This window comes from Rhizobacter sp. P2_D12, from assembly GCF_056404395.1.
Genome location: NZ_JBFUEB010000072.1, coordinates 25,420 through 34,660, shown reverse-complemented (window position 1 = coordinate 34,660; position 9,241 = coordinate 25,420). Strand labels below are relative to the sequence as shown.

11 protein-coding genes are annotated in these 9,241 nt (G+C 72.0%); 4 read left to right on the top strand and 7 right to left on the bottom strand.

Features of this window, described 5'->3' with window-relative positions; all coding sequences use genetic code 11:
• The 6 genes from AC1DYN_RS22065 to AC1DYN_RS22040 form a co-directional block, all read right to left on the bottom strand.
• Positions 1 to 281, bottom strand: a 281-nt coding sequence (locus AC1DYN_RS22065; protein WP_477963260.1) for a carbohydrate-binding protein, incomplete at its 3' end; no start/stop codon positions are given.
• 109 nt (positions 282 to 390) lie between these two features.
• The gene (locus AC1DYN_RS22060; protein ID WP_477963259.1) at positions 391 to 1,374 is read right to left on the bottom strand and encodes a hypothetical protein; all 984 of its coding nucleotides are present in this window, start codon (positions 1,372 to 1,374) and stop codon (positions 391 to 393) included.
• Between the two features lies 1 nt (position 1,375).
• Positions 1,376 to 2,107: an outer membrane lipoprotein-sorting protein gene (locus AC1DYN_RS22055; RefSeq protein WP_477963258.1), complete on the bottom strand. Its 732-nt coding sequence runs from the start codon at positions 2,105 to 2,107 to the stop codon at positions 1,376 to 1,378.
• A gap of 12 nt (positions 2,108 to 2,119) precedes the next feature.
• Positions 2,120 to 3,328 (bottom strand): ABC transporter permease, encoded by a 1,209-nt coding sequence (locus tag AC1DYN_RS22050; protein ID WP_477963257.1) that lies wholly within the window; start codon positions 3,326 to 3,328, stop codon positions 2,120 to 2,122.
• Entirely contained in the window at positions 3,325 to 3,999 is a 675-nt protein-coding gene (locus AC1DYN_RS22045) for an ABC transporter ATP-binding protein (RefSeq protein ID WP_477963256.1), read from the bottom strand. The genes AC1DYN_RS22050 and AC1DYN_RS22045 overlap by 4 nt, the downstream gene beginning before the upstream one ends.
• A complete protein-coding gene (locus tag AC1DYN_RS22040) occupies positions 3,996 to 4,640 on the bottom strand; it encodes a hypothetical protein (protein WP_477963255.1) in 645 nt (214 codons plus the stop codon). The genes AC1DYN_RS22045 and AC1DYN_RS22040 overlap by 4 nt, the downstream gene beginning before the upstream one ends.
• A 176-nt stretch (positions 4,641 to 4,816) precedes the next feature.
• Between AC1DYN_RS22040 and AC1DYN_RS22035 the strand changes: the two genes are divergently transcribed.
• The 3 genes from AC1DYN_RS22035 to AC1DYN_RS22025 are packed head-to-tail and all read left to right on the top strand — an operon-like array spanning position 4,817 to position 7,414.
• Positions 4,817 to 6,121, top strand: coding sequence for an RNA polymerase sigma factor (locus tag AC1DYN_RS22035; RefSeq protein WP_477963254.1), 1,305 nt, complete (start codon positions 4,817 to 4,819; stop codon positions 6,119 to 6,121).
• 11 nt (positions 6,122 to 6,132) lie between these two features.
• Positions 6,133 to 6,507, top strand: a complete 375-nt coding sequence (locus AC1DYN_RS22030) for a YciI family protein (protein ID WP_477963253.1) — start codon at positions 6,133 to 6,135, stop codon at positions 6,505 to 6,507.
• Positions 6,508 to 6,553: 46 nt separating this feature from the next.
• Complete coding sequence (locus tag AC1DYN_RS22025) at positions 6,554 to 7,414, top strand: SDR family NAD(P)-dependent oxidoreductase (protein WP_477963252.1); 861 nt, start codon at positions 6,554 to 6,556, stop codon at positions 7,412 to 7,414.
• Here AC1DYN_RS22025 and AC1DYN_RS22020 read toward each other — a convergent pair.
• Entirely contained in the window at positions 7,380 to 8,060 is a 681-nt protein-coding gene (locus AC1DYN_RS22020) for a hypothetical protein (RefSeq protein WP_477963251.1), read from the bottom strand. The genes AC1DYN_RS22025 and AC1DYN_RS22020 overlap by 35 nt on opposite strands.
• 160 nt (positions 8,061 to 8,220) lie before the next feature.
• Here AC1DYN_RS22020 and AC1DYN_RS22015 point away from each other — a divergent pair, with 160 nt between their 5' ends.
• The gene (locus tag AC1DYN_RS22015; protein ID WP_477963250.1) at positions 8,221 to 9,237 is read left to right on the top strand and encodes an RNA methyltransferase; all 1,017 of its coding nucleotides are present in this window, start codon (positions 8,221 to 8,223) and stop codon (positions 9,235 to 9,237) included.
• The last annotated feature ends 4 nt before the right edge of the window (positions 9,238 to 9,241 follow it).

Below are 9,241 nucleotides of genomic sequence, written 5' to 3'. Positions count from 1 at the left end.
GCCGGGGCCGGCGGCGTCGGCGCGGGGGCCGGGGCGGGCGGCGTCCCGCTGCTCGCGCCGAGGTCGGTCCACAGGCTGGTGTTGGTCGGGTTCCAGCCGGTGCTGGTGTAGTCGGTCTGGCTCACGAGGGCGCGGTAGTCGTGCCCGTTGTACGAGACCACCGTGCCGGCCGCATAGAAGGTGTCCGGCTTCCAGGCCGGGTACGCGGCGTAGGCGGACACGGCGGCCACCGAGGTCGCCAGTGCGGCCAGCAGCCGCAGTTTGTGGGGTGCGTTGAACATGGGATCTCCCTCGCAAGTCGATGAAGGATTGGCTCATGGAACCAATCAGCTACCAGGCAATACCATAGTAATACCAGTAACGATCGGTGTGAAGCGAGGGCGACCCGGGTCAGAACGGCCAGGTGGCGGCGAAATACACGATCCGCCGGGTTGGCGAGTGCGCGATGACGGCCTCGTCCGGCCCGCCGACCCAGCGCACGCCGGCATCGAAGCGCCAGCGGTCGCCCTGCCAGCCGAGCGCCGCGGTGGCGATGCGGCCGCGGTCGGCCGGCGTCAGCAGCAAGTCGACCACAGGTTGCCAGCCTTCGTGGTCCCAGGCTGCACGCAGATACACATTTCTGCGCAAGGGCACGGGCGCGGCGCTGCCGTCGAACCAGGCCTCGGCCGTGAGGCTGAGCTTGTTCTCGCCGGTCCAGGTGCTGCCGGCCAGGGCCTGCGTGACGTCGATCGCGCCGGCGCGGCGCGCCGAGGCGTGCAGCTCGAGGCTGTCGGTCGCGACCCACGAGGTGGCCAGCCCGAGGCTGCCCCGGGTGTGCTCGCCGGCGCGCGCGAACGCATGCCAATCGGCCGCGCCGACGTGGCGGTAGGCGCGCCCGGCCAGTGCCTCTTCGTCGCCGCCGGTGCCGGGGTCGCCGCGCCGCTGCGGGTTGACCCACACCAGCGTCCAGGCGGCCTGCGCATCGAAGTGCTCGGCCTGCACCACCGCCCTGCCCTGAGGCGTGGCCGGCAGCAGCGTGCGCCGCTGCTCCTGCTGCACCACGTCGTTCGGACGGAACCCGTAGCCGACGTCCCAGGCGACGATCTTGCGGCCGGCGCTCCATTGCCAGCCGAGCGCATCGCCCGAGGCGTACAGCTCGTTGACGCGGGCATCGCTGCGCCATGCACCCCCTTCGGGCCGTTGCTGCGTGAACACGAGGTTGCCGCTCAGCGCCCTCCAGCGGCCGTGCAGCTCGGTGTCCAGCGTCGCGGCGCTCGGCGGGGCCGTGCCCTGCACATCCTCCCAACGCGCGCGGGCGTGCCCGCCGAACTCGTCGTCGGCCATGGCGCTGCCTGCGAGCCCCCACAGGCCCGCGATCACGATCAAGGAGCGCACGTCAATCCAGCGCCGGGTTGCGCGCCAGGAACATCGGGTTCAGCCAGGCCTCGGGCACGCTGCGCGGCTGGCGCGACACGTAGCGCACCCGCGTCTCCTTGTGGTTGCTCAGCTGGTCGCGCAGCACCATCTCGGTCACCTGGGTCGGCGCGGCAGGCTTGTCGAACACGAAGCCCGCCTGCTTGGCCAGCTTGTCCGACTGCACGTACAGCTCGGCCTTCAGCGGCTCGTGCTGCTTCGTGCCCAGCCACAGCTCGATGCGCTGGTAGGTGACGCCCTTGCGGTTGGCCGACAGGCTCAGGTGCAGGCAGGGCGCGTCACCGCAGCGCTCTTCGCCGACGACGCGGCCGCCGTAGTCGTCGGCCCAGCTCAGCGTCGCGATGTCGCCGGTCGACGCATCGCCCAGCAGTTTCTGCATCGGCGTGATGCGCAGCGGGCGCTGGCTGTTCGGCATCAGCAGCCAGAAGTCGTCGCCCAGCATCAGCACCTTCTGGCCCTTCTCGGCCGGGCTCTGCATCAGCACCAGCGAGCGGTGGCCGGCCTGCGCGAACACGGTGTAGCGGCGTTCCTTGTCGGGCGAGCCGTCGCTGTTGAAGACGCCGATCAGCGTGTCGACCTGCAGGTTGTCGCTGCTCATGCGGTAGCGGTCGGCGGCCTTCAGCAGCGCGGGGACGTCCTGGGCCTGGGCAGACAGCGCGAGCGCGAGGCCCGCCAACGCGAGGAGGCGTTTCATGGGGAAGTCCTTTCAGGTGTGGGCCAGCGCATCGACCACCGGCGTGTGCACGGTCTTGCGCGCGACCGCGGCCGATGCGGCCATCGCGAGCAGCAGCATCCCGGCCACCGTCAGCGCGAACATCAGCGGGTCGACGGCGATCGTCAGCGGGTAGCCGGTGGAACGCCCCGGCGGCGGCGGCATCTGCAGCGGCACCACGTACAGCAGCAGCGACACCGCACCGGCCAGGCAGGCGCCCAGCAGCGCGCCGCTGCCGCCCAGCAGCATGCCTTCGAGCGCCAGCGTGCGCAGCAGCTGCGACGGCAGCGTGCCGAGCGCGCGCAGCGTGCCGATCTCGCGGGTGCGCTCGATGATGGCCATCGCCATCGCGTTGGCGACGACGAAGACGACGATCACGCCGATGATCAGCCCGAGCGCGCCGAAGATGCGGTTGTAGAGGTCGCGCACCGAGCGGTAGAAGAAGGCCTGGTCGAGCCAGGTCTGCACCGTGAGCGCGGGGAACAGCGCCGCCACGCGCTGCTGCGCGGCCGGCGTGGACGCCATGCGGTCGAGGAACACGCCGAGCGTCGACACGCGCGTGGTGTTCAGCAGCTTCTGCGCGGTGCCGAGGTCGGTGTAGACGAGGCGCTTGTCGATCTCGGGCACGCCGGTCGAGAAGACGCCCTTCACGCGCACGTCGAGCGCGTTCAGCGCGCCGTCGGTGGTGCTGGCCAGCAGCGTGAGGCTGCTGCCGGGCCGGGCCTTCAGGCTGCGCGCCAGGCCCTCGCCCAGCATCACCTGGGCGCTGTCGCCGCCGGCCAGCACCTCGCCGGCCGTCATCGACAGGAACGGGCCCTTCACCGAGAACTCGCCGTCGGGGTCGACGCCGCTGGCCATCATCACGGTCGACTTGTCGCCGTTGCTGATCAGCCCGCTGAACTCGACGCGCGGCAGCACGTGGCGCACGGCCGGGTCGGCGAGCAGCCGGGCGCGCAGGCCGGCGGCGTCGTCCAGGCCGTGCTGCAGCGGCGTGTCCTCGTCCTGCGTGAACTGGTCGGGCCGGCCGACCACCAGGTGGCCGCTGCTGCGGGCCGCCGCCTGGGCCAGCGCCTGGTAGGTCGACAGCGCGAAGCCGCCGGCCAGCAGGATGGCCGCGGTGCCGAGCGCCGCGATCGCGACGGTGACCAGCGAGCGGCGGCGGTTGCGCAGCGTGTTGAGCCAGGCAAACTTGAGCCACTTCACAGCAGCCTCCCGTCGCGCAACGCGACCACGCGGTCGCAGCGACGCGTCAGCCGTTCGTCGTGCGTCGCGATCACGAAGGCCGCGCCCTCGGCATGCCCGCGCTCGCGCATCAGCTGCAGCACCTGGTCGGCGGTGTGCGAATCGAGGCTGGCGGTCGGCTCGTCGGCGATCACCAGCTTGGGCCGCTTGACCAGCGCGCGCGCGATCGCGACGCGCTGGCGCTGCCCGCCCGACAGCGCATCGGGCCGGTGTGCTGCGTGGTCGTGCAACCCCACGGCCAGCAGCTGCGCGGCGACACGCTCGCGCCGCTCGGCCGCCGGCACGCCGGCCAGGAACAGCGGGTAGTCGACGTTCTCGGCCACCGTCATCACCGGCACCAGGTTGAAGCCCTGGAACACGAAGCCGAGGGCGTCGCGGCGCAGCAGCGTGCGCTGCGTCTCGTCCAGGCCGGTGACGGCCTGCCCGTCGATCGCGATCTCGCCCGCATCGGCGCCGTCGATCAGCCCGCACAGGTTGAGCAGGGTGCTCTTGCCGCTGCCCGAAGGACCCGTCAATGCGAGCAGCTCGCCGCGCGCCACCGACAGGTCGATGCCCTGCAGCGCCGGGATCACGTGCTGGCCGAGGCGGTAGGTCTTGTGCACCCCGCGCAGCTCGACGGCATGGCCGCTCACGACGGCAGGCCCTGCAGCGCGGCGCGGGCGCGCTCGGCCTGCGGGCCGTTGCGCTGCACCACCTGCTCGAAGAACTGGCGCGCCTCGGGCACGCGGTTCTCCTTGGCGGCCTGCGCGCCGGCGCGCATCCACACCGCCGACTGGAAGCCGAGCGGCGCCTGCGCGAACAGCGGGCTGGCCAGCACCTCGGCCAGCAGCTTGCCGCCGCGCGCGCCGCGGTGCATGAAGTCCGGCACCGACAGGAAGGTGTTGGCAGCGATGAAGCGCGTCTCCAGGCTGGCCGGCGTGCGGTGCTGGCCGATCGCGTCATGCGCCGGCGTCAGCAGTGCGAGCGCCTTGTCGATGCGCGCCAGGCCGTCTTCGGCCAGGCTCATCTTCTTCCACGGCAGCAGCGTCGTCTGCGCCTGCAGCGCGGTGCTGGCGCCGCTGTAGGCCATCAGCACCGGGCTGTCGGGCTCGGCCTGCAGCAGCCTGGCGAAAGCCTCGGCGGCACCGTCGATGGCGCCCTTGTCGCCGGCCGAGGCCTGGTTGAAGAGCTGGAATGCAGGCTCGAACTGCGCGTCGGGCGCCGCCTGGGCGGCGGCCAGCAGGCCGAATGACAGGGCGGCCAGCGCGATGGCGCGGCGAGGGGTCGGGTGCATGGCGGTCTCCGTGGAGGTGGTGATGTCCGGCATGCTGGCGACACGGCCCGCCCGGTGCAGCCGCGCTGCGACGAAACGCTGCCGCCCGGCGCGAAGCGAAGCAGCGGCAGCGTGAACGGCGGATTTCCGCAGCGGGATGTCGGCCCGACGCATACTCGTGCGTCCTTGGGGACACCATGACCCACGCCGACCTCGTTCCCGCGTCCGGCGAGCTGGACGCCATCGCCGCCATGCTGGCCGGTGCCCGGCCACGCGCCGTGGCCGCGCTGCTGCGCTACTTCCGCGACCTCGACACCGCCGAAGAGGCCTTCCAGGAGGCGAGCCTGCGCGCGCTGCAGCACTGGCCGGCCCAGGGCCCGCCGCGCGACCCGACGGCCTGGCTGATCTTCGTCGGGCGCAACGCCGCGCTGGACGAACTGCGACGGCGCCAGCGCGATGAGCCGCTGCCCGATGGCGACACCTTCGCCGATCCGCACGACGACGCGCTGGAGCGCCTGGCGGGACAGCTGGACGAGGCGCACTACCGCGACGACCTGCTGCGCCTGCTGTTCGTCTGCTGCCACCCGGTGCTGCCGGCGACGCAGCAGATCGCGCTGGCGCTGCGCATCGTCTGCGGCCTGTCGGTGCGCGAGATCGCCCGCGCCTTCCTGGTCGGCGAAGCCGCGATGGAACAGCGCATCACGCGGGCCAAGAAGCGCATCGCGACGGCGGGCATCCCGTTCGACACCCCCGGCGTGGCCGAGCGCGACGCGCGACTGGCCACCGTGTGCACCAGCGTCTACCTGCTGTTCAACGAGGGCTACTCGGCCAGCGGCGGCACGCAGCCGGTGCGTGCGCCGCTGTGCGACGAGGCGATCCGCCTGGGCCGCTTGCTGGTGCAGCTGTTTGCCGGCGATGCGCAGGTGCAGGGGCTGCTCGCGCTGATGCTGTTGCAGCATGCGCGCACGCCGGCACGGGTCGCGGCGGATGGTGCGCTGGTGCTGCTCGAGGCGCAGGACCGGCGGCTGTGGCACGCCGGGCGCATCGCCGAGGGGCTGGGCCTGGTGGAGCAGGCGCTGCGCCGCGGTCCGCCCGGCCCGTACCCGGTGCAGGCGGCGATCGCCGCGGTGCATTGCCAGGCGGCCGATGCGAAGGCCACCGACTGGGCGGAGATTGCGCGCCTGTATGACGTACTGGAACGGCTGCAGCCGTCGCCGGTGGTGACGCTGAACCGGGCGGTGGCGGTCGGCAAGGTCGACGGACCGGCGGCCGCGCTGGCCTTGATCGCGCCGCTGGCCGAGCCGCTGGCGGACTACTTCCATTTCCACGGCGTACGCGGGGCGTTGCTGAAGCAGTTGGAGCGGCCGGACGAGGCACGCGAGGCGCTGCGACGCGCCATCTCGCTGGCGCGCAGCGCGGCCGAAGCGGCGCACATCCGCGCCGAGCTGGACGGGCTGGGTGGCCCGGTGGCACCACGCGGCACGGCACGACCGATGGCCTGAGGAGATTGCCGATGCTTTATTCGATCCTGATCTACGGCCACGAATCGCAGGTCGACGCCTGGACGCCGGCCGAGGAGGCCGACGTCCTGGGCCGCCACGCCGGATTGCGCGAACAGCTGGGCGAGCAGGGTCGGCTGGGCCCGGTGATGCGGCTGGTGCCGCGGCGCGGCACGGTGCTGCAGGGGCGAGCCGGGCACGAGACCTTGCTGATCGACGGCCCGTTCGCCGAGAGCAAGGAACAGCTGATGGGCCTCTACACCGTGGACTGCGAGACCGAGGACGAGGCCCTGGCCTGCGTGCGGCAGCTGGCGTTCGACGGCGCGCGCTTCGAGCTGCGGCCGCTGAACTGGTTCGACCCCGGCGTGGTGCCGGCGCGCACATCGTAGGTGTCGGTAGGTGCCGGTAGGTGTCGGTCGGTGTCGGAATCCGGCGTTGCCGAACGTCCTGGGGGCGCTGCAATCCGCAGCGACCGATCGCAAGGGGATGTTCATGATGCTGGAGAACCGGAATGCCGTGATCCACGGCGGCAGCGGCGCCATCGGCAGCGCGGTGGCGCGCGCGATGGCCCGCGAGGGCGCGCACGTGGTGCTGGTGGCACGCACGCCTTCACGGCTGCATGCGGTGGCCCGCCAGATCGCCGACGCGGGCGGGTCGGTCGAGACGGCGTGGCTGGATGCGCTGGACGAGCAGGCGGTCGAGGGCCATGTCGAGGCCCTGGCCGCGCGCCTGGGGCACATCGACATCRCGTTGAATGCGGTGGGCATCGCGCACGTGCAGGGCACGCCGCTCGCGCAGCTGTCGTTCGACGAGTACGCGCTGCCGCTGCATGCGTACACGCGCACCAACTTCCTGACGGCGCGCGCCGTCGCGCGGCAGATGGTGAAGCAGCGCTCGGGCGTGATCATGACCTTGTCGACACCGGGCTCGCGCATGGCGGGCGCCGGCTTCATGGGCTACGGCGCGGCCTGCGCGGCGGTGGAGGCGATGACGCGGCACCTGGCGGGCGAGCTGGGCGGGCACGGGGTGCGGGTGCTGTGCCTGCGGCCCGATGCGATCCCCGAGGCGCAGCAGCACGGCACGCATGCGCGAGAGGTGTTCCGCCAGGTCGCGGCCCATGCCGGGCTCGGCATCGACGCCATGCTGGCCGAGCGCGGCCGTGCGGCGACCTTGCTGAAGCGCTTGCCGACGCTGGACGAAGTGGCCGAGACGGCCGCCTTCATGGCATCGGACCGGGCCGGAGCGATCACCGCCAGTGTCGTCAACCTGAGTTGTGGGGCGATGACGGAGGGCTGAACGGACCGCGCGAACCGTGCGAACGGCGCGCCGCGAGGATCCGCAGGCCGTCGTCGGCCATGCCCTGGAGCCGTTCGGCCTTGCACGCTTCCATCATCTTGAGCCGCATCAGCAGCGAGGCCGCATCCTCCCAGAGGAAGTGCCTGGCGATGAAGTCGCAGACCGCCAGGCACAGGTCTTCGTCTTCGTAGTGCCCGTAGCATTGCGCGACACACAGGCCCAGGCGCCTGAAGTCCGTCAGCAGGAGGGTGTGCCGCTGCGTGCCGAGGACGAGCAGGAAGTTCCAGACGCCGGCCGTGGCGAAGAGCGCGGGCACGGACAGCAGGTCGGCGAAGAAGGCCACATGGGCGGACGGCATCTGCGGGCAGCGGGCGAGCTCGTCTTCGAGCCGTTCGGCGATGCGGCTGCAGACCTCTTCGCTGCGCTCGGTGCCGGCGCACTGGATCTGCCGGCGGTAGCTGTCGAGGGTCTGCTTCAGTGGAATCGTGTCGGGACCGGCGAACCGGCGCGCAGGCCGCGTCTCGGGGGAGACTTCGGGCGCCGGCGGGATCGGGGTCGAGCGGACGATGGCCAGGATGACCTGCTGCGCGGGCACGTGCCGGCGCGGGAAGGCGACGACGGTTCTCTTGTCGGAAGGAAGGGCCATGAAGGAGCTCCTCGGGATGGGTTGGAATCAGCCCCAACAGCTCGGGCACGCCGCGCGATGCTAGGCAGGCGATGGCGCCTTGTGCTCCTTACTTTCTACAGAATTGGCGCGGGCGGGTCCGCCAACTTCCCTACACTGTCGATCCGCTGTCCCCGTCCCCATGCGCATCTCCACCCTCCGCCACCTGCTGCGTGAACACGGTGCCAAGCCCGTCCACGAAGAACGCGTGCTGCGCCAGTGGTCGCGCGCGCTGCCGCAGGATGCCGGCAAGCGCCGGCCCGAAGACTTCCTGCCGCTCGCGCTGCGCGAGGCCCTGCCGGCGCTGCTCGAGCAGCTCGGCGGCCTGGTGCGCGTGCGCTCGGAGCACCCGGCGGACGACGGCTCGGCGCGCCTGCTGGTCGAACTGGCCGACGGCCAGGCCCTCGAGAGCGTGCTGCTGCCGCGCGACGGCGTCTGCGTGTCGACCCAGGTCGGTTGCGCGGTCGGCTGCCTGTTCTGCATGACCGGCCGCGACGGCCTGCTGCGCCAGGTCGGCAGCGCCGAGATCGTGGCCCAGGTCGCGCTGGCCCGCGCGCGCCGGCCGGTCAGGAAGGTCGTCTTCATGGGCATGGGCGAGCCGGCGCACAACCTCGACAACGTGATGGAGGCGATCGACCTGCTCGGCAGCGCCGGCGGCATCGGGCACAAGAACCTCGTCTTCTCGACCGTCGGCGACCACCGCGTCTTCGAGCGCCTGCCCGAAGGCCCGGTGAAGCCGGCGCTGGCGCTGTCGCTGCACACCACCAAGGCAGCGCTGCGCGAGCAGCTGCTGCCGCGCGCGCCGCGCATCGCGCCCGACGAGCTGGTCGAGCTCGGCGAACGCTATGCGCGCCGCACCGGCTACCCGATCCAGTACCAGTGGACGCTGCTGGCCGGCATCAACGACGGCGACGACGAGATCGACGGCATCGTGCGGCTGCTGCGCGGCAAGTACGCGATCATGAACATGATCCCGTACAACGCCAACGAGGGCCTGGACTTCCGGCGCCCGAGCCCGGAACGCGCCCAGGCCATCGCGCGCACGCTGCACGGCCGCGGCGTGCTGACCACGCTGCGCGAGTCGGCCGGCCAGCAGGTGGACGGCGGCTGCGGCCAGCTGCGCTCGCGCACGATCGCGATCCACCCGGTCGCCGCCTGACGCC